Below are 20,697 nucleotides of genomic sequence, written 5' to 3'. Positions count from 1 at the left end.
GATTAAAATTAAAACAAAGGTAACATTTAATGGATAGTAAATACAGTACTCTAATAAATATTCTAGATAAGATTATTTCTGAAGCTCCGGCTAAATATAAGAAATTATACAGTACCAGTGATGACAAAAAACTTGAGCAATCTAGGTCTCGAGCATATATACATCTTTATCTCATGGCTAAGTTTGGCATGTTGGATTTTTCCGAGAGAGAGTTGTTGATACTGGACGGTTCAAATGATGGTGGTATAGATGCGTACTATATCGATACAGATAGTAAGTCTATCAACATTATTCAATCTAAATTCAGACATAATAAAAAAAACTTTGAATCAAAAGAGATTGAAATTGATGAACTGCTAAAGATGGATATAACTCGTATTCTCGACGGTGAGAAAATTTGTGAAAATGGCAATAAATACAATGGTAAAGTTAAAGGATTTCAAGATGCACTTGATAAATTAAAGCATAAAGCCAAGTATGAATATAACGTAATTATTTTAGCTAATTGTAAACACGACAAAAATAAGTTAGAAAAACTGACTGGCGGTTATGAGAGTAAAGTTATTGACTTTAATTTAGCATATGATGAACTTGTATATCCTGTAGTCAGTGGTAATTACTATAGCCGTGATGATCTTGAGGTTAGCATTGATTTATCTAACTCTCAACATCCTAGAATTCAATATAATGCTGACTTGGGTAGTGTAGATGCAAATATTACGGTGTTATTTGTACCCACTATCGAAATAGCAAAAATAATGAATAAGTATAAAAATGCCATACTTCACTATAATCCAAGAAGTTATCTGGATATGCGAAAGAACTCCGTAAATAGTGAAATTGTTAACACTTTAAAAGAAAGCAAGAATAATGAATTTGCTCTCTACAATAACGGTCTAACGATAGTATGTAGTGGTTGCTATTTTACTGAGAAGACTGGAAGAAAAAATAAAGCTTCCTTATCTATAAGCTTGCCACAGATAATAAATGGTGGCCAAACAGCATTTACTTTAAGCAAGATTTATGAAGAAGTAGAAGGAGACGAAGACAAAATAAAGGAGTATTTTTATGGTAAAGAAGTCTTGGTTAAAGTTATCTCTTTTGAAGCTGATGAAGAAGATGAGGAAGAAGACAAGCTTTCAGGGTTTCTTCCTGAACATTTAAAAATAGTAGAAAATGTTAGTCAAGCTACCAATCGACAAAATCCTATTGATGATGCGGACAGAAAAGCAAATCAAGAGAGCCAGGTTAGTTTCCAGAAGTATGCATTTAAGCACTCAGGTTTGTATTATGAAAGAAAAAGGGGTGAGTTTGGAGATGGTATAGCTAAAGGTTATTTAGATAGAAGTATGCTCATAAAGAGAGATGATCTCGTGAGATGTTGTTTTGCCTCTATTATTGAGCCTGGCTTAGCTAGAAGCGGAAGCAAGAAACTATTGTTTGGTAGTGATGGTGTGGATAATTTTTTATCTGATGGCGAAAAGTATGAATCCTACATATATGCTGTGAAAGCTTTATTTAACTTGAAAGATATGGAGAAACAGCATCGTACATCGGATGATAAGTATAGTGTATCTAAATTTGGAAGTGCATTTAGGTACGGTAAATATGCAGTTATTTCTGCAATGTTTTCTAAATATTCACTTGATGAGATTCGCTCAGATTTAACAGTTGTCGTTGAAGATATAATGATTAATTGGATTGATTTTGAAAATTGGATTAGAGATGAAGGTTTTAAAGATAGCTTCCAAAATGATAATAATATGCTGAATTTCTATAAAGGTGCAAAAATAAAAACTGCTATAGAGCAATACTTCCCTAAAGTCAGCTAATAATAGTATATGAAAAAATCCCCGGAATATTAATTCTGGGGATAGGTTTGTTTAAAGCGATTTTGAAAGGTCCGACAAAGATTTGTGGTTTCGAATCGACGCAATCCCATCTTCAACATGTGCTGCCCAAGCTTGTTCGTATTCTTTTGCATCAAGCTCTGGGTAGTACATTTTTAATACCAACTCAGTTACATCACTAGTTTCACCTAGCCAAGTGTACTTATCCAAAATTAATGAGCCATCTAATTTAGCTTCTTTACCAATATAGCGGAAATCACTTTCAATCGATCGGAAGAAAGCGATACGAGCTGATACGTTAGGAGTTATCCCTGTATAGCCCTTTAACTTTTTGAGTTGTTCTTCTGTTGTGCGAGTTAAGCTCATTCGGTTAGGTAACATTATATCGTCTCCTTAATGGCTTCTTTCCAGAAGTAACCTGGTTTTAATTTTGATGACTTGGTTAACCCATCAAAGCTGATCTCGTAGGTCTTGGCAATATCATCCTGGATCAAGTCGATATAGTTTTTATCAATTTCAGTATCGGTCGATAAGATGATGACTTGATGGCTTGCAGTCGGGAAGTAATTCTCAACCAGTTTGTCACGATGATGTGAATCGAGTCTACCCAGTGGGGTATCAATAATAATAGGTAATTTACGACCAGATGTTTTACCTAAAGCTTCTAGTATTGAAATAGCATAAATTTGTTTTTCACCTGCAGACATTGCTGAACGGTTAATTTTTATTCCATGATCATCCAGTAATTCCACATCAAAAGTTGCAGGATTGATTGAGGCGGTAATTTGTAAATCCTCTTTACGTGCTAGTTTAGTATATGAGGCAACAAATTCCTTTTCCAGTTGTTTAACTCGTGATTTGGTTAGTTGCTCGCTAAACTTATCCACCAGTAACATCGAGTTTTGAGCATTAGTGATACTATGATCTTTCGCTGATTGGTCTTTATATAAGTCATGCATTTTTTGGATTTTTCGCGCCGTCTCTAAAGCTAAGCGTAATTCTGATTTTGCTTTATTGAGCAATTCATAATATGAATTAATCAATGATTGCTTCTTTTTATCTAGAGATCGGACTTTAGAGAATAATTCTTGAACCTGCTCTTGTTCTGGAGCACGAGCAATGTTGTTGGAGGCATTATCTATGTCTTCTTCCACTTGTTGTAAACGTACTCTTGCAGTATCAAAGCGTTCAAAGGACTCCTTAGAAAGATTTGATACTTGATAGTCGATAGTATTGGCTTGGCGATCAGATATATCGAGTAGAAGATCAACCGAGTCTAAATTACCCACATGCGCTTTAAAGCTATTAGAAATTGCAGTTTTAGCATCATCAGTCCCAAAGCCCGGATATTGGGATTGTAGAGTTTCTAAAAAGGCATCAAGTTCATTACTAAAATTTTGTTTCTTTTTAATTTGTTGCTCTTGCTTAATTTGGTTTTGAAGTCGTTTCATCGCATTTGGTGCGAGCGAAAAAGGGAGACTAGTCTCCATTTCCATTCGAATTTGCTTTTCTAACTCTACTTTTTCTTTTAGTAATGCGTCGACTTTTAACGTTTCTTCTTCTCGTGTTTTTGCCCATGCACCACCATTTTGTGTCAACTGGTTTTCATAACTTATAATATCGTTATTAATAAGGTTGATCTGCGCATCGACTAAGTCGGCTTCACTACGTAATTTTTCTGCATTTCTTTCATGCTGAATTCTATCTGCTTCTAAGGACTCCATTTCAGCACGAACATCTTTTGCTAGCGCTTTGTTTCCCTGATTTTTTAGATAGATATTTAAGTCACTTTTTAGCTTACTTAAGATATCTAAGCCTAGCAGACGACGTACGGCGGTTTTTAGTACTTTGCCTGATTCATCTTCCGCAAGATCCGCGATTTTTTCACCATCAAAGAAAAATAAGTCGGCGATTCCTGTCGGGATGAGTTCACTTAAAAAGCCTTGGCATTGATCGTAGCTTAACTCTGATAAGTGCTGATTGTCCTGCTCAAGGTGCAATTTGTCCTTTTGGCCTTTTTTCCAGCTACGAATCACTTTATAAGTATTCGTTTTACCATTTTGGCTGTATTCAAATTCGAGCTCAATGGAAGCTTGATTTTGGCTTCCTCCAAGACCTACTCCTCTATGGATAAGGTTTGATAGTGATTCGATATACTCATTATTACTTAATAGCTTGTTGAAAGATTGACGTCCAAATAGGGCCAAACGAACAGCCGATAGGATTGACGTTTTACCAGCCCCGTTTAGACCACCGAATAATATGATAGGGCGAGGATCTCGTTGAGCTATTCCGTTTGAGTCTAAAACAGCATCCACTGGGCGCAAGTCAATTTCATGGATACCACGAAATACACGGAAGTTGTTTAATGTTAATTTTGTAATAAGCATAACGCTATCTAAAACTCTTTTTGTAATTGGACGTCCAGTTCAGCGAGATCTTTATTATATTTTTCAATCTCTTGCTGATGCAGGTCGAATTCAATCTTACTTTGTAGTGATGCTTGTTTTTCTTGAATACTTTCCAAGCTTCCCCAGTCACGTTTAAGTAATGATGCTATTTTGTTATTGATGCCCGTCCTACGATTTAAGCCTTCCATGGATACTTCTAACTCGATGAGCTTAAGGACCATTTCAGGTTCAACATCAAATTGTTCCGTTAATTCAACGATGAGTTGGGCATCATCCTTACCAAAACTTACATTGTCATCGTAAACCCAATTTAAATCGTAACCATAAACTTCTCTAAATATCGTAGGTAAGGAATCATTCCAATCTGGCTCGTTAGGATCGTGTATCCACTCTTGACGAATAACATGAAGCTCTGGCTCAGTAATTAATTCAATACCTCGCTCTTCAGATTTATATTTTTTGTCGAGTTCAAGTAGCTCGCGTAGCCATTGCTTACGGTACTTTAACCAATAAGGGCCGGGAATAAATTTGCGTTCGGCATTGATATCTTCGCCTTCTTTGGCGTTTTGATAGCTGACTTTCCCAGTACGACGTTTATAGTTACGATACTCTGCTTTATTAGCTGGATCTGTCGTCATGGATAGCTTGTTTCTGAACTCAAGTAATGGGGCCATCCACTGTTCACCATTTTGGATTAAGCTTTCCATTGCTCTATCTTTTGTTACTACAGTGCAAGTCCAACAGCCGAAGCGTGAGTTACCACAAGATGGCGTTGTCTCATCAATGACCATTGGGCATTCACCTTGGCCTGATGAATCCTTATATAGATTCCATAGAACTAAATTTTTGCCACCCCATGGGTTTTCCCACTCTAGATCGTACTTATTGCTCCAGATGTTTTTGGTTCCATAAGGGGTTTCTTTTGTCTCTAAATGGCAAAGACGTAGTATTTTCCAAACATCATCAACAGCCCATGTATCAATAGGGGTAAAGATAAATGCATTTGATAATGTGGTGTGTCGGGCAAGGCGTGAACCATCAATTTTATGTTTCGCAATTACCTGAGCACGTGAAGCGCTCTCTTGACTACGAGAGCCTAAAACGACAATTACCTCATCAAATTGCGAAACTTTTGATTTGATAAAATCACTTACAGGATCGATCTTCATCCTTTCTGTACACCAACGAAAAGAACGAGTAGGGGCCGGATATCCCTTACCTAATAGGCTAGACCAGAATGTTTGATCTGATTCCGGTACAACCTTGTGGCAGGTAATAGGCAGCTCATCTCGCTTCGCGCCTTTTTCTATGGCCGCTAATGAATCTTTTATATGATTAACAACGACTGGCGTTTCAACCAATGTATCTGATGATACGACAAATACAGGCTTGTGGCGGTCTTTGGCTTCTAAACCTAATAATGCAAGGTAGATTAAACTCATTACTGCTGACGAGTCTTTACCACCACTATAGCCAATTACCCAGGGGCGATTATCAGCGCAGTAAACACGCTGTACATCGGCGATGTAGTGGCTTAAAGGATGATTTGAGAAGAGCTCATTATTGATGAACTCTTCGTATTCGGCTAAGTCTTCAGCCAGTTGTAATTGATGTGTCATGATAACTCTTTTTCTAGCGCTTTTTCTTCGGGAGTAAGTGGTAAACCAAGCTCCATTTTCAAGGCGTTAGCGGTTAATTGAATATTAATAGTCGACTTACTTAACTTTCCGAGGTTCATGCTGCGCATCATCCAAGTTGGGTTGGTTTTGCGCCAGTCGATATTAGCTAATTTTGATAATTCTTGTTTCCAGCTTTCAGGCTTCTGACAGATAAGATGCTTTCCAAGCAGGCCAATAGCATGATGACCGACGCCATGCGCATGAATATACTCTTGACGAAGTTGGGCTGGTGATACCTCTTTATTGATTACCATTTGCCAATCTTTTATGTGTTTTGTCACTTCTTGCCAGAACTCTATCGCAAGTTGTTTCTCTTGATCGCTAAAACCATCTTTGGGGCCTTTACCAAGTAGTGCTCGGGTTGATTGTTTAATACTGCTTAAAGTGAATAACTTGTTGGATTTAGGGCTGATATTGGATTTTTCCATTTCAACAAAGCCAATAAACGGTTTGCATGTTGTTGCAAGTAACCTAGCTAATTCAGAGCTTTCATCGCGTTGGTCATACAGTGTACCTAATGAAGGGCTAGGTTTAACGGCATATTTGTTCAAGTCTGCAAACATTTGTTGGCTACGATCCAAACCTTCATCAATGAAAAATAAGACCGGGATATTGTCTTGTCCTAAATCGGGGTTTTCTTTTAATGCTTCTTCGATTGCTTTACGACGGTGCTGACCATCATTAATAAGAATTTGAGCATCCATAGGTATTTTTAACATACCTAGGTTTGGTGCGGCTTCGTGATCTTTAAACGAGATATCGACACCAACTGATGCTGTCAGTGCTGAAAATACATATTCTTTCGGATTATCAAGTAAGTAACGAACCATCTCTGGGATGCGTGTTTTGTTTAAAGTACGCTGGGCCCGAAGTTCTGGCGGAACATCATCTTCATTGTAACTGAAGATTTTAGGGATGATTCTGAGGGGGCAGGTCGCTATATAGAAAGGGCGCCCTGCTTGTATTCCACGTACTGCTGGGAATGAATAGCAATATCCTGAGTCTTGATTTGACATAATAAGTTACCGGCTTTTTCATTTAAGTACGTTTATTTTAGTTGGTATGTCATTTTTTAACAAACCAAAATTAAGGTTTGTTATTTTTAAGTATAAAGTGTGTGAAATATTACATTGATATGGCAAAGAAGTGAGGCATTTTACATGTCTATATGCGAGATTTCCATGGTAAAAGGAAATTTTTAATTTTTGAGTAAAACAGTTGAATTAGTTAAATGACCTTTAATGATTTAGCGCATGTATACAACTACCTTCACTTTTGCCACCACGCTCACATTCTCACTTTCTTTTCTATCAATAAAACGCAAGTTGTCGACAATCTCTTTGACATACCCCTACTTTATCGCTTAATTTATCACCATAAAATTTAGATTGTTGACACTTTGGTGTTGGAGTAAGTGTAAATGGATAGCGTGACAGACAGCGTAATAAGCAATATTTCTGATGCTAAAGAGCATACCAAATCAGAAAGCCTGACCGAGTATTTAATCGAAGCGATTGTGAATGGTGAGCTTGAGCCGGGGAGTAAGATCTCTGAACCTGAGCTGGCTAAGCGTTTCTCGGTCAGCCGTGGGCCGTTGCGTGAAGCGATTATGCGGGTAGAAGCTTTGGGGTTAATTGAGAGAATCCCACATGTTGGGGCGAGGGTGACGACGTTCTCGCAGCAAAAGCTTATTGATTTATATGCGGTGCGTGAAGCATTGGAAGGCATGGCGGCTCGCTTGGCGGCACGTTGTATGACCGATGATGAAATCGATGCGTTAGAACAGGTATTGTCGACACATTCAGAGCATATCAATCAATCGGATGGTCAGTCTTATTTTCATCAACACGGTGATTTTGATTTCCACTACTGCATTATTAAAGCCAGCCGTAATACTCAATTGATTACCTTGCTGTGTGATGAGTTGTATCACTTATTACGCATGTATCGTTATCAATCCCCACGTTCGCATTCCCGTCCGGTTGATGCGCTCAATGAACATCTATTTATTTTTCAGGCGATTAAGAATCGTGATGAGGAATTGGCGGAAATGCTGATGCGTCGACACATTTCAGGTAGTCGTAAGTTAATCGAACAGCAAATCAGTTAGAGAAACCTATTCAAGTTAAGGAGAACGACCATGGTGACATTAAGCCAGAGGCAACAATTGAGTCAAGGACAAAAGTTTCGGCTCGCGGTAGAGCAAAATGATCCGTTGCAAATCGTCGGTACGATAAACCCTTATTGCGCCATGATGGCAAAGAATATTGGTCATCAGGCGATCTACCTTTCTGGTGGTGGCATTGCTAATGCATCTTATGGCTTGCCGGATTTAGGCATGACTACCTTGAATGATGTGATGGTGGATGTTGAGCGGATTACCAATGCGTGTGATCTGCCTTTGCTAGTGGATATCGATACTGGATTTGGTGGGGCGTTTAATATTGCGCGCACCATTAAGGCAATGGAAAAAGCCGGAGCAGGGGCGGTTCACATGGAAGACCAAGTGGCGCAGAAGCGTTGTGGTCATCGTCCTAATAAAGCGATTGTGAGCCAACAAGAAATGGTCGACCGAGTAAAAGCCGCGGTAGATGCTCGCAGCGATGAAAGCTTTGTGGTGATGGCTCGTACCGATGCGCTAGCGATTGAAGGCATTGATAAAGCCATTGAACGTGCGATTGCTTGTGTCGAAGCGGGGGCGGATATGATCTTCCCGGAAGCGATGAACCAGCTAGAGCAATATGTCCAGTTTTCTGAGGCGTTGCAGTCAGCGGTTGGGCGTCATGTACCGATTCTGGCCAACATTACTGAATTTGGCCAAACACCATTATTTAGCGGGAAGCAATTAGCAAAAGCCAAAGTGGATATGGTGCTTTACCCATTAAGCGCATTTCGAGCAATGAACCGTGCGGCAGAAAATGTCTATAAGCATTTATTGGTTGAGGGTAATCAAGAAGCGTTGCTTGACCAAATGCAGACTAGGGCGGAGTTGTATCAGCATCTTAAATATCATGATTATGAGGATAAGTTAGATAGGCTGTTTTCGGAAGAATAAGAAAGATTGTTTTGAGTTGCATGTGACGTGAACGCTTCGCTACGTGTAAGAGCTGAGCCGGAAGAGCGCTAATTAACAAAACCGTCATCCTTGAGGAGCCTAGGCGACAGCGAGGATCTAGGTATATAAGGTGTGGTGATTAGATTCCCGCTCTCGCCTAGGCTCGGCAGGAATGACGGTATTTTCAGTTTCGGGTTGTGTGTGACGAGTAGCGAGAAAAGGCTTTAAATCGTAGCTCAGAGCGTACTAGCCAATCAAGTCGTCATCCTTGAGGAGCCTAAGCGATATCGAGGATCTAGGTATATAAGGTGTGGTGATTAGATTCCCGCTCTCGCTTAGGCTCGGCAGGAATGACGATATTTTCAGTTTCGGGTTGTGTGTGACGAGTAGCGAGAAAAGGCTTTAAATCGTAGCTCAGAGCGTACTAGCCAATCAAGTCGTCCTCCTTGAGGAGCCTAGGCGACATCGAGGATCTAGGTATATAAGGTGTGGTGATTAGATTCCTGCTCTCGCTTAGGCTCCTCAGGAATGACGACTTAAAAGAATGTGACAGAAATGACGGTGCTTTTTTCGAGCTACGAGAAACGAGAAGCGAAGCGCCCGATATTCGATAAACCAATAACGTGAAAACCATATCGCTGCCCACTAAGTGCAATAAGCACGATGCCAACAGAGCAAACGCAGTGATATCGAAAAGGAGTTCTAAATGACAAACAAAACTTTATCTGGAGCCGGTTTACGTGGACAAAGTGCAGGCACGACTTCGTTGTGTACTGTCGGTAAATCAGGCACTGGATTAACTTACCGCGGTTATGATATTACCGACTTAGTTAATCACGCCCAATTTGAAGAAGTAGCGCACCTATTACTAATCGGGCATTTGCCTAATCAAACAGAACTCGATGCTTATAAAACCCGTTTAATTGGTCTACGTGGGCTGCCAGATGCGCTTAAACAAGCATTAGAACTGATTCCGGCGGATGCTCATCCAATGGATGTAATGCGTACAGGTTGTTCTGTGCTTGGCAATCTAGAACAAGAAACGGATTTTACCCAACAGCAAGCGGCGACAGAACGTATGTTAGCACTGTTTCCTGCAATTATTTGTTACTGGTATCGCTTTAGTCATGATGGCGTGCGAGTCGATACTTTCGAGCAAAGTGAAGATTCCATCGGCGGTTATTTTCTCAAACTCCTCACCGATAAAGCTCCCAGTGAACTGCATAAACAAGTCATGCATTGCTCGCTGATTTTATATGCGGAGCATGAACTTAATGCTTCAACTTTTACCGCGCGAGTTTGTGCTTCAACCTTGTCTGATATTCATTCTTGTATTACTGCGGCGATTGGTAGTCTGCGTGGGCCGTTGCATGGCGGTGCCAATGAAGCGGCGATGGAGATGATTCAAGATTGGAAAACGCCAGATGAAGCGGAAGCTAATATTCTGAAAATGCTAGCCAACAATGACAAGATCATGGGCTTTGGGCATGCGATTTATCGGGAAAGCGATCCTCGTAATGCACTGATTAAACAGTGGTCGAAAAAGCTTTCTGAAGCGGTAGGAGACACGAATCTTTATGCGGTTTCAGAGCGTGTCGAAGCGGTAATGAAGCGTGAAAAAGATTTGTTTTGTAATGCCGATTTCTTCCATGCTTCGGCTTATCATTTCATGGATATTCCCACCAAGTTATTCACGCCAATATTTGTCATGAGTCGACTCACTGGCTGGGCGGCACATGTGTTTGAGCAGCGAGCTAATAATCGAATTATCCGTCCTAGTGCTGATTATGAAGGGCCAGAGCATCGAGAGTGGTTGCCTATTTCGCAACGAGCATAATCAAAGTCTGCAATATCAAGGTTTGGAGAACATGATGAACAATCAATATCGAAAGGTATTACCTGAAACTGGGCTGGAGTATTTCGATGCGCGCGCGGCGATAGAGGACATTCAAGCTGGTGCTTATCAAGGTTTACCTTATACCTCACGCGTGTTGGCAGAAAATTTAGTGCGCCGTTGTGAGCCTGAACATTTACAATCGTCATTGCGTCAGCTTATAGAGCGTAAACGAGATTTGGATTTTCCCTGGTATCCGGCGCGAGTCGTGTGTCATGATATTTTAGGTCAGACAGCACTAGTGGATTTAGCTGGCCTGCGTGATGCAATTGCTGAACAAGGTGGCGATCCGGCCAAAGTGAATCCGGTCGTTGAAACCCAGTTGATTGTCGATCACTCATTGGCGGTAGAACATGCCGGCTTTGAAGGCGATGCGTTTGATAAAAATCGCGCAATAGAAGATAGACGTAATGAAGATCGTTTTCATTTTATCGAATGGTGTAAAACAGCGTTTGAAAATGTCAGCGTGATCCCAGCGGGTAACGGGATTATGCATCAAATTAACTTAGAGAAAATGTCTCCTGTTATTCAAGCTAAACAGGGGGTTGCCTTTCCTGATACTTGTGTAGGAACCGATAGTCATACGCCGCATGTGGATGCATTAGGCGTGATTGCGATTGGTGTCGGAGGGCTAGAAGCGGAAACCGTGATGCTTGGACGTCCGTCGATGATGCGCTTGCCAGATATTGTCGGCGTAAAGCTGGCCGGTAAGCGTCAACCGGGTATTACCGCGACCGATATTGTGCTGGCAATAACCGAGTTTCTGCGCAATCAAAAAGTGGTGTCTGCCTACCTAGAGTTCTTCGGCGAAGGAGCGCGTGATTTAACCATTGGTGACCGCGCGACGATTTCTAATATGACGCCTGAATACGGTGCGTCCGCGGGCATCTTTTATATCGATGAACAAACCATTCAATACTTAAAACTGACTGGACGTGATGAACAGCAAGTTGCTTTGGTCGAACAGTACGCCAAAAAAACGGGTTTATGGGCCGATGATTTAACTGAGGCTGAATATGAGCGAGTACTGGAATTCGATCTCTCTAGCGTACAACGCAATATGGCTGGGCCGTCTAATCCACATCGTCGTTTACCGACTAATCAATTAACAGAACGTGGCATAGCCAGCGCGTGGCAAAAGAAAGAAGGTGAATTGCCAGATGGCGCAGTGATCATTGCCGCCATTACCTCATGCACCAATACTAGTAATCCTCGCAATGTCGTCGCGGCTGCGCTTGTTGCTAAAAAAGCCAATCAACTCGGTTTAGTGCGCCAGCCTTGGGTGAAAACCTCTTTTGCTCCGGGTTCTAAAGTTGCCAAGTTATATCTTGAGGAAGCAGGGTTACTATCGGACTTGGAGCAACTAGGTTTTGGCATTGTCGGCTATGCTTGCACCACTTGTAACGGTATGAGTGGCGCGCTTGATCCGACTATTCAGCAAGAAATTATTGAACGTGATGTCTATACCACCGCGGTGTTATCGGGTAATCGTAATTTTGATGGACGTATTCACCCTTATGCCAAACAGGCGTTCTTAGCTTCTCCACCATTGGTCGTCGCTTATGCGCTTGCAGGGACTATTCGTTTTGATATTGAGCGAGATGCGTTGGGGCATGATGGGCAAGGAAACCCTATCTACCTTAATGACTTATGGCCAACAGATGAAGAAATCGATCAGGTAGTCAATCAGCATGTGAAGCCAGAACAATTTCAGCAAATTTATGTGAAGATGTTTGAAAAAGATACTGGCATTTATCAAACCAAGCCGCTGTATGACTGGCGTGAAATGAGTACTTATATTCGCCGCCCGCCGTATTGGGAAGGCGCGTTAGCCAGAGAATGTACTTTAAAAGGCATGAGGCCGCTGGCGATTCTCGGCGATAACATTACTACTGATCATCTATCCCCATCCAATGCGATTTTAGCATCCAGCGCAGCAGGGGAATACTTAGCCCAAATGGGACTTCCAGAACAAGATTTTAACTCTTATGCGACTCACCGAGGCGATCACTTAACGGCTCAACGTGCGACGTTTGCTAACCCGAAACTGTTTAATGAAATGGTGCTGGAAAATGGTGAAATCAAGCAAGGCTCTTTAGCGAGAGTGGAGCCGGAAGGTAAAGTCACTCGCATGTGGGAGGCAATTGAAACCTATATGCAGCGCAAGCAGCCTTTGATTATTGTCGCGGGCGCGGATTATGGCCAAGGTTCATCGCGCGATTGGGCAGCCAAAGGCGTGCGGTTAGCCGGTGTTGAAGCGATTGTAGCCGAGGGCTTTGAACGTATTCACCGTACTAACCTTGTTGGGATGGGCGTACTACCGCTGCAATTTAAGCTGGGTATGAATCGACATACTTTGGCACTGGATGGCACCGAGTTGTATGACGTGAAAGGGGAAATTACCCCAGGTTGCGATTTGGTTTTAGTGATTACTCGGGTAAATGGTGATCAAAAAGGCGGAATAGTCGAAGTTGAGGTGACTTGCCGTTTAGATACCGCGGATGAAGTGTCGGTGTATCAAGCAGGTGGTGTATTACAACGTTTCGCGCAAGAGTTTTTAGCGCACTAACTGGTGTAGTTGCAGGATATAGAGGGTTTTAAATATGAATCATTCAGTGACGGTGTCACAACCATCTGGTGCGCAACAAATAAAAGTTCCCGCCACCTACATGCGCGCCGGAACCAGTAAAGGTGTGTTTTTCAACTTAGCGGATCTCCCAGAAAGCGTTCAACAAGCCGGAGAAAGCCGCGACCGATTTTTACTGCGGGTGATTGGTAGTCCAGATCCGTACGGCAAGCAAATTGATGGCATGGGCGGCGCAACCTCAAGTACCAGCAAAGTGGTGATTTTATCTCAAAGCGATAGCCCAGATCACGATGTCGACTACCTGTTTGGTCAAGTATCTATCGATAGTCCTTTTGTTGATTGGAGTGGTAACTGCGGCAATTTGTCCTCCGGTGTTGGTGCTATGGCGCTGCATATGGGGTTAATTGATGAAAGTAATATCCCAGAGCAAGGGGTGCTACCAGTTCGAATTCGCCAAATGAACATTCATAAAACCATAGTCACTCACGTACCGATTAAGCATGGCCAAGTACAAGAACTCGGGGATTTTGAGCTTGATGGCGTAACCTTTCCAGCGGCGGAAATTCAAGTCGATTTTATTGATCCGGCTGACGGTGAAGGATCCATGTTCCCTACTGGCAATGTGATCGATGAGCTTGAAGTGCCAGGAGTGGGTTGTTTTCATACGACCTTTATTAATTCTGGCATTCCTACCATGTTTATTGATGCGCAGGTACTTGGCTATCAAGGCACTGAATTGCAAGATGACATCAATAATGATGAAAAAGCGTTGGCGATGTTTGAAACTATCCGTGCTCACGGCGCAGTTAAAATGGGCCTAATTGAACATGTTGATCAAGCCAAGCAGCGGCAACATACCCCTAAAATTGCTTTTGTTAGCTCGCCCAAAAGCTATGCGACTTCTAGCGGTCAGCCGGTGAATGCCAGTGATATTGATGTATTAGTCCGCGCGTTATCAATGGGGAAATTGCATCACGCTATGATGGGCACTGCCGCAGTGGCAATTGGCTCCGCAGCCAGTGTGCCGGGTACTATCGTGAATCTTGCCGCGGGTGGTGGCGAGCGTGAATCAGTGGTGTTTGGTCATCCATCTGGCAGCTTAAAAATTGGCGCTAAAGCTAGCTATACATTGCTTGAAAATGGTGCGCGAGATTGGAAGATAGAAAAAGCCAGCATGAGCCGCAGTGCACGGATATTAATGGAAGGCTGGGTGAGGGTATCAATCACTGTTGAATGGTGAAGTAGATAAATACCCTTATACTTTAATAATAAAGGTATTTATCTTTTTAGAATCAGAGATACATATTGTTTATTGTGGATATTCTTGCCATGTTTGGCCATCCAACGAGACATAAGGCTTATTGTTGTATTCCAATACTGTAGTACCAGAGTTTTGGGCCACCATTTTTGTTTTTGGTAAATCTTGGGTTAATGCTTTTGGATCAAAGTTCCCTTTAGCATAAATATTTTGATCTAATAAACGACTAATGAGTGCCGATACTGCTAGATAACTTGACGGTTCTTCTATGTGGTAAATATCCCCGTTTCGTTGCATATTGGGTCCAAATACCTTCATCGCAACTGGAGTATGAACAATAGTCGCAGCAGGAATTTCTCGCATTCCTGATATTTGCATTTTATCGCCACGTATACCCGCACCGTGTTCAGGGACTAACATTACCACGATATTACGGTTGGACTTTTTCAAGGTTTCAAAAAACGAATACAAATCATCGAGTAGATTCTTTAATCGATGTTTGTAACTGACGATCCCTGTTTCTCCACGATCTTTAATGATGCGATTACCATCGTGTAAGGAAATCGTATTATAAAGGGCGGCAACTTTCTCTTGTTTATCTTTCTCTCTATTACCTAACCAGCGGTTTAGAATATCTTCATCACGGTATATGTTTGAGCCATCAAAAGCAGCTTGGTAAGGTTTTAACCCATCTTTACTCATAATGGTTGCTTGAAGATGACCTTCATCTTTTAATAAACCCGTGAAATTATCAAAGGCACCATTGTGATTAAGCAGCAAGTTTTCTTCATAACCGAGCTTGGCTAAATTATCAAATAAATAGCATTGCTGGTTAGGAGCATCAGAAAAAAGTTCTTCATGTTGCTCTTGACCACAACTGGCTCGTAATAAACGTACTAGGGCAGGGCCACTATAAGATGTGGCGGCACTAAAGTTGTCAAACATGATATCAAACTCTTTAAATAAAGGATGATCCTCTAATCCTGCCATTTTAATATCATCCCAAGCAACGGAACAGATACTAAGAAACAGCAAATCAAACGGTGCAGATTGTGCGCTACTGTCAGTAAACGTTGAAATACGATTTGATTCATTATTAAAAAAGTTTTGTTTGGTTTCATTTAATACAGCGTCATTCACTGGACCGCTTTCATCTACTGTTGCGGATGCTGTACTTGTGGCGGAAACAGGGGCAACGGCAACAGGAGCGATTACTTCAGGACTGGATTTTGGTAGACTAAAATAAACCATTGCGGCAATAACAAAGATACTTACTCGGAAAATCCTATTTAGAAAGTAGTAAGCGAAAAATAATACAACAATCGCCAATAAATCTTGAACAGAGACAAAACGAGAAGCAAGTTCGATTAAATAATTAAGCTCGAAATCCATGATAGCTCCTATTTGACGCCACAGTCGCTCAAGTGGGGGAAGAAATGAATCATAGTGACCTAGATAAAAAGCAATAGGGATCGCGAAAATAGTCTGCGTTAATCTTAATAATTTATGACGAAAAGGAAGCAGCAAGTAAATAACAAATGCAAAGTTTTCAATAGGGTGAAAGTCAATCTTGCCTTGTGAAAATAAGACTAATTTAATAATGAAATAGAGGTTCCACCAACCAAGACCGAGCAACACGGGTTGCTCTGTTGTTGTGTTATATTTTTTCATGTGTTTGATTTCGGCTTATTAGTCGGTTCTTGAGGTTGCATTTCAAGGTTATCAAAAGTAACACATTGAAAATGCTTAGGTTTACGAATATACAAATTGTATAAATGGAAAATAAAGTGAATGATATCTCTTAAAAAAAATCCACAAAGTAAACCAATAATGGTGCTAATACTAGCGGTTAAAATAAAATCATCAATATTCATAATGAAAACTCAAGAGGGTTGTGAGTGGCATATAGGATCTCATTTTCGTTTGCTTCACTTTGTGTTGTAAATAGAGACCCAGTCTGGTTTTTCGTACTCTCATCGAGCACGACTGCAGTTGTAATTATTTCTGGGAGCTGAGATTTAATTCTACCTACGGTGGTGTAAATAGTATTACTTTGGAACATATCTACAATCGGAAGGTTAAAAATATGATTTAAAGCAATTTGTACATCATTTTCACGCACGGAAGAAAGTAATACATATAACGCATCGTTACATGCGGTGATCAGGTCTCCATCACGCTTAATATGGCACATACTTAAGCAAGAAGTTAAGTCAATACCCGGTATGAGTGATAATTTCACTAAGGCAAACTTCAATGAGGTTTTTTCATATTGTTGTATCAATTGGTGACAACGATTCACAAAAAGGTGGTTGTTAATGTAGCCTTTCTTGTCATAAGTGTTGGTGGTATCTAAAGCTAGTAAGTCGTCAATGGTATTGGGTATTTGGCAGGTAACCTCTTGCTTTTGGAGTGTTTCTAGCATGCTTAAAAAACGAGAATAACGAACGCTAGAAGGAATAATCAAGTTAATACCAGATTGTGATAAAAATGTTTCATCAGAATATCGAAGGCATTGTTGCATTTCTCTTACCACTACTTTGAATTCAAAGCCGAACTGACGACGCAAACGATAGGTTTGTAGTGCAATATTATGTACTTCTGATTGTTGATTAAGGCTTAATACAATGGTTCCGGTGTTGATTTTATCAATGCCACCAAATAATGCTTGGTTATCGACATACTTGAACATGGTTTGTTCACTGTTCTGATTGGAGTCGATAGCATGTTCAGAAATATAAATAAAATGGTCATCATGTAAAGCTATAGTTTCATTACTTTGTGTTTTGATAGAATTAAGAGCGACCGAAAATTCACCGTTCTCCATTTGAATAACGTCATATTCATAATTTGCACTAATCTCGCCCTGTGAAAGCCAGTAATAAATTTGATAGATGTACCGTGTTGTATCGACTTTATATAGGTTGCTAATACCAAGGAAAAATTGTGGATTATCCATTAACCAATGGTTGAGATTATTACTTTCTTCGCCAAAGCATAGTATTTGAATGCTGAGGTTATGCAACTGTGATATTTTATTTAATTCTTTGAAAAATTTAACGATATCTTTATTTTTCGATGAGAATATAGAGCGATCTGAAAGATATAAAATAACATTTTTTTGACTATTGAATTGGAATTTTCTCAAGTCCTTAGTGAGTTTATCCAGATTTAAATGGGACTTATTTTTAGAAATAAAAAAAGATTGGCGTGATTGAAGTATCCCTTTTAACTCAATTTTTAAGTGTTGTTCAATGTTTTTAAATAATGAGGGTAAGGTTTCAAAGGATATAAAAAGACTTTTAGAGGTCGATTGTAAAAGCGCTTTCAAGTAATTAATTGAAGCATCACCACTTCGACTGGTTGTAACATAAACACCTGATGAGGCTGTTACTTGGTGCTTAGGACTTAAATGGTGGATACCAAACATTGATGAGTTACCTAATGAACGTTAACTATTTCTGTGAACAATAATACAGAGTATATACCCAAGTTTTGATGTTCTTCTGATATAAATTTCAGCGTAACCTTTGACTGAAATATTATATGTTTATATTATATTAAAGATTTTTCAAAAGAAACACTGTCTATACTAAAGAAAAGGTATCTACTTTCTTTTGCAAAGTTTCCTTGGCTTAAGATTTAGCTGATGCTTTTCATCAATACCTTAAGAACACATGGTAGATAATTGTTCCGAATAACTTCGGGTGTATTCACATTTTTAAATTTGAGTTGATATGACGCAAGAGTTGAGTAAAGACATCAGTAGTTTATTTGATGCTTATCATGTTAGTGATCCAAGGTATAAAGAATTATCAGAAAAAGAACGCTATTATAAAGTAAAACAGAAGTGGCCAGCCTTAAAAGGTGTCGTTTGCACGCTTTTAGAAGAAGACGCTACCTCTATTAGTTCTAACCGGAGTGATGTGGTTCCAACTAATGTTACAACGAATCATCCGGTACCCTCACTAATGGATAGTAAAAAAGGATCATTTGAATGAAGCGCATCGTCATCACTGGGATTCGTGGTGGTGTTGGCGCTACCACAGTAGCGGCAAATATAACCGCAGCTTTTCATTCTATCGATCAGCAGGCACATATCATTGATATGAAAGCAGATAATCTAATGCGATTACATTTTTGCATGGATCCTATGAATACTGATGGTTGGATGGTTAGACGACTAAATGGAGAAGCTTGGACACAGGCTGGCTATCAAACTAATCGTCAAATACCATTTGTTCCTTTTGGTCAGGTGACGAAAAAACAAAGTTTTCAATTAACGAATGAATTACGAGAAGCCCCTAATGGTTTAGCAGAAGCCTTTGAGATAACGAATGCAACACCAGAATGGAACAAACATTGGCAAATTATATTACTGCCAAAGTTACCGGCGCTAGAGGTTTACCATTATCCTTTAATTCAACAGGCAGATTTAGTTATCTGTGTGACCCGAACTGATATTCAAAGTTACCTTTCTATCCAACAAAGTTCACATTACCAACATTTATTAAAAATGAGCCAACCTAAGCTGTTGATCAATCAGTTTCAACCGACAAGCTCTATCAGTAGAGACCTACAACTTGTGATGCAACATGAGTATGAAAACAATCTTGTTCCTATTGTGTTGCATTCCGATACTGCTATAGCAGAAGCCATTGCAAACTTGAAGTCGGTTTTAGAATCTGCGCCATATAGTCAAGCGGCCCAAGATTATCATTCACTGGCATTTTGGTGTTTATCTCACCTTAACCAAAGCTCGTTGGAAACAAACCATGTTTAGTTGGTTATCCTTATTTTTTCAGCCAGTATTTTTTCGCCAATTTCGTCGCCAACTAGGGTTTTATGCTGGTGAGTTTCCTGCAAGTCGATGTGGTAAAGTGATTTTGTCTGCATGGTTTGTGTTCGCCTTTATTGTATTCAAGCCGGTTGTATTTGGTGTTAAAAGTTGGAAATTACCATACTTGTTATGCCCCAATATCGATTTTGCTCACCCTAGATTATTGGATCCTGTACGCTTTTTAATTCAAGCGGTATGGGTAATGTTCGTTCAGCAATCACCATCGATTAATAAACCTATTTCTATTTCACGTATTTTCTCTAAAGTGTTTTCTTTTATTAAGTATTTGTTTTATTTGCCATTAAATTTAGTGGCTAAGTGGACCTATTGGCTTGAAAAGAAAGCTGAAGATCTCGCTTATGCTACATCGGTTGCAACCAATAAAGCATCATCAGTTAAGGGTAAGGTTAGCTATTCATTTAACTTAGTCTTAGTGGTTTTTACAGGGGCATTAGCCATTTTTTGCTTTACGGTTCCGTTTAGTTTAACGGCACAAGCTTTCTTTATTCTTGCTTTATGGGTTGTCTCAATGATGTTCCGAAAAATTACGGGACGCTTTGCGACAATGTTGATGATTATTCTGTCTGTCACTGTATCTTGTCGTTATTTATGGTGGAGGGTGACATCAACCTTAAACTATGATGACCCTCTCGCTTTATCTTTAGGTGTTATTTTATTAATTGCTGAAATTTATTCTTGGTTAGTTTTAATGCTTGGCTATTTCCAAAATATTTGGCCATTGAAACGTAAGCCGGTTGCCTTACCTGAAAATGAAGAAGAATGGCCAACGATTGATCTAATGATCCCAACTTATAATGAAGATTTAGATGTCGTTAGAGCAACTGCCTACGCAGCATTGGGCGTTGATTGGCCTAGTGATAAAATTAATATCTATATATTGGACGATGGTAAGCGTGATAGCTTTCGTGATTTCGCACTTGAGGCTGGGGTAGGTTATATCCGTAGGCCTTTAAATAATCATGCCAAGGCGGGGAATATTAATTAACCTCAGATCTGCATAAGAAATTGTTTTTCTAGCCGAGTAACTTTAATACTCGGCTTTTTTTCTTGAAAACTATAAGCAATTAATCCTGCGACTAAATTCACCATGAAGCTGATACAG

General features: G+C 40.2%; 15 protein-coding genes and 1 pseudogene. 9 read left to right on the top strand and 7 right to left on the bottom strand.

Annotated elements, in window-relative coordinates; all coding sequences use genetic code 11:
- Positions 1-29 precede the first annotated feature (29 nt).
- Positions 30-1,832 carry an AIPR family protein gene (locus ACE3G9_RS10230; RefSeq protein ID WP_449219073.1) on the top strand — a complete coding sequence of 601 codons (1,803 nt, stop codon included), beginning with the start codon at positions 30-32 and terminating at the stop codon, positions 1,830-1,832.
- Positions 1,833-1,883: 51 nt separating this feature from the next.
- On the opposite strand, the gene dndE is transcribed toward ACE3G9_RS10230, so the two are convergent.
- From dndE to dndB, 4 genes are read right to left on the bottom strand one after another with little or no spacing between them, the layout of a single operon-like run.
- The gene (dndE, locus tag ACE3G9_RS10225) at positions 1,884-2,231 is read right to left on the bottom strand and encodes a DNA sulfur modification protein DndE (RefSeq protein WP_449219072.1); all 348 of its coding nucleotides are present in this window, start codon (positions 2,229-2,231) and stop codon (positions 1,884-1,886) included.
- Positions 2,231-4,240: a DNA sulfur modification protein DndD gene (gene dndD / locus ACE3G9_RS10220; RefSeq protein ID WP_449219071.1), complete on the bottom strand. Its 2,010-nt coding sequence runs from the start codon at positions 4,238-4,240 to the stop codon at positions 2,231-2,233. The genes dndE and dndD overlap by 1 nt, the downstream gene beginning before the upstream one ends.
- Positions 4,241-4,248: 8 nt before the next feature.
- Entirely contained in the window at positions 4,249-5,880 is a 1,632-nt protein-coding gene (locus tag ACE3G9_RS10215; protein WP_449219070.1) for a DNA phosphorothioation system sulfurtransferase DndC, read from the bottom strand.
- Positions 5,877-6,956, bottom strand: a complete 1,080-nt coding sequence (gene dndB, locus ACE3G9_RS10210; RefSeq protein ID WP_449219069.1) for a DNA sulfur modification protein DndB — start codon at positions 6,954-6,956, stop codon at positions 5,877-5,879. Before dndB ends, ACE3G9_RS10215 begins: the two co-directional genes overlap by 4 nt.
- A 404-nt stretch (positions 6,957-7,360) precedes the next feature.
- Here dndB and ACE3G9_RS10205 point away from each other — a divergent pair, with 404 nt between their 5' ends.
- The 5 genes from ACE3G9_RS10205 to prpF all read left to right on the top strand — a co-directional run bounded on the left by ACE3G9_RS10205 (position 7,361) and on the right by prpF (position 14,716).
- The gene (locus ACE3G9_RS10205; RefSeq protein ID WP_449219068.1) at positions 7,361-8,050 is read left to right on the top strand and encodes a GntR family transcriptional regulator; all 690 of its coding nucleotides are present in this window, start codon (positions 7,361-7,363) and stop codon (positions 8,048-8,050) included.
- A gap of 30 nt (positions 8,051-8,080) precedes the next feature.
- Positions 8,081-8,995, top strand: a complete 915-nt coding sequence (gene prpB / locus ACE3G9_RS10200) for a methylisocitrate lyase (protein WP_449219067.1) — start codon at positions 8,081-8,083, stop codon at positions 8,993-8,995.
- 706 nt (positions 8,996-9,701) lie between these two features.
- On the top strand, positions 9,702-10,832 hold the full coding sequence (gene prpC / locus ACE3G9_RS10195) for a bifunctional 2-methylcitrate synthase/citrate synthase (protein ID WP_449219066.1): 1,131 nt from the start codon (positions 9,702-9,704) through the stop codon (positions 10,830-10,832).
- A 34-nt stretch (positions 10,833-10,866) separates the two neighbouring features.
- Positions 10,867-13,458, top strand: a complete 2,592-nt coding sequence (gene acnD, locus ACE3G9_RS10190; protein ID WP_449219115.1) for a Fe/S-dependent 2-methylisocitrate dehydratase AcnD — start codon at positions 10,867-10,869, stop codon at positions 13,456-13,458.
- A gap of 34 nt (positions 13,459-13,492) precedes the next feature.
- A complete protein-coding gene (gene prpF / locus ACE3G9_RS10185; RefSeq protein ID WP_449219065.1) occupies positions 13,493-14,716 on the top strand; it encodes a 2-methylaconitate cis-trans isomerase PrpF in 1,224 nt (407 codons plus the stop codon).
- A 69-nt stretch (positions 14,717-14,785) separates the two neighbouring features.
- On the opposite strand, the gene bcsG is transcribed toward prpF, so the two are convergent.
- Complete coding sequence (bcsG, locus tag ACE3G9_RS10180; protein WP_449219064.1) at positions 14,786-16,405, bottom strand: cellulose biosynthesis protein BcsG; 1,620 nt, start codon at positions 16,403-16,405, stop codon at positions 14,786-14,788.
- A gap of 199 nt (positions 16,406-16,604) precedes the next feature.
- Positions 16,605-18,164 carry a cellulose biosynthesis protein BcsE gene (gene bcsE, locus ACE3G9_RS10175; protein WP_449219063.1) on the bottom strand — a complete coding sequence of 520 codons (1,560 nt, stop codon included), beginning with the start codon at positions 18,162-18,164 and terminating at the stop codon, positions 16,605-16,607.
- Between the two features lie 307 nt (positions 18,165-18,471).
- On the opposite strand from bcsE, the gene ACE3G9_RS10170 reads away from it, so the two are divergent.
- From ACE3G9_RS10170 to ACE3G9_RS10160, 3 genes are read left to right on the top strand one after another with little or no spacing between them, the layout of a single operon-like run.
- A complete protein-coding gene (locus ACE3G9_RS10170; protein ID WP_449219062.1) occupies positions 18,472-18,735 on the top strand; it encodes a hypothetical protein in 264 nt (87 codons plus the stop codon).
- Positions 18,732-19,517 (top strand): cellulose biosynthesis protein BcsQ, encoded by a 786-nt coding sequence (bcsQ, locus tag ACE3G9_RS10165; RefSeq protein WP_449219061.1) that lies wholly within the window; start codon positions 18,732-18,734, stop codon positions 19,515-19,517. The genes ACE3G9_RS10170 and bcsQ overlap by 4 nt, the downstream gene beginning before the upstream one ends.
- Positions 19,510-20,580: a glycosyltransferase gene (locus tag ACE3G9_RS10160; RefSeq protein WP_449219060.1), complete on the top strand. Its 1,071-nt coding sequence runs from the start codon at positions 19,510-19,512 to the stop codon at positions 20,578-20,580. The genes bcsQ and ACE3G9_RS10160 overlap by 8 nt, the downstream gene beginning before the upstream one ends.
- 2 nt (positions 20,581-20,582) lie before the next feature.
- On the opposite strand, the pseudogene ACE3G9_RS10155 reads toward ACE3G9_RS10160, so the two are convergent.
- A pseudogene (locus ACE3G9_RS10155) lies at positions 20,583-20,697 on the bottom strand (IS982 family transposase); the annotation flags it as partial.

This window comes from Vibrio sp. E150_018, assembly GCF_053544035.1.
The sequence above is the reverse complement of the archived record's forward strand: the minus strand, read 5'-3'. Positions and strand labels throughout refer to the sequence as shown.